The organism is Oleiphilus sp. HI0066, from assembly GCF_001635725.1.
Genome location: NZ_LWFH01000060.1, coordinates 1 through 743, shown reverse-complemented (window position 1 = coordinate 743; position 743 = coordinate 1). Strand labels below are relative to the sequence as shown.

Genomic DNA, 743 nt, shown 5'->3' with positions numbered 1-743 from the left:
TAGACAGAAACGAATTGCAGCTCAAGGAAGTAAGAGCGATCTTTACAATGAAAAAGCGTCTATGGTCGGACGGGCAACGCGTACAAGTCTACGTACTGAGCCAAGATCAGAAAACACATAAAGCATTNTGCAAGCAAGTATTGGGAGTCTTCCCAAGGCAGCTTGACGCCATCTGGCAGCGTCTCGTTTATTCCGGCACTGGGCAAGCGCCTGTTGCTTTATCCTCAAAAGAAGAAATGATCCAAACCATTGCAAATACTCCTGGTGCGATCGGTTACATCCAGCAAGACTACGACCATGAAAATATTAAAGCCATTCGCGTACATTAGCAGCTTGTTTGCGTTGGCAAACATTGCACAAGCCGAGCAATGGTTTAGCCAAAACCAAGTTGAAGGCTTTTTAAGTCAAAGCCTCATCTATTCGAGCGACCACAACTTTTTAGCGCAATCTGATGACCAAGCTTCTGTCGATATGTGGGAAGCCGGCGCTCTATTCTCAACAAAAGTATATAAAGACCTACGTTTTTCTGGGCAATTGCTCGGACGGAAAGTCAGTGAGACAAGCGGCAACGACTTACGCGTTGATTATGCATTTTTGAGTCATCCGCTCTATCGCAGTGAAGATAGCCAACTAACAGCCCGCTTAGGACGAATTCGTTCCTCTTTCGGCTTTTACAATGAAACGCGCGATATTCCTCATACCCGCACAGGTGTGATCATGCCGCAATCGGTGTACTACGATCA

General features: G+C 46.1%; 1 pseudogene. It reads left to right on the top strand.

Features of this window, described 5'->3' with window-relative positions:
* Positions 1–297 precede the first annotated feature (297 nt).
* Positions 298–743, top strand: a pseudogene (locus tag A3738_RS01100) (hypothetical protein); the annotation flags it as partial.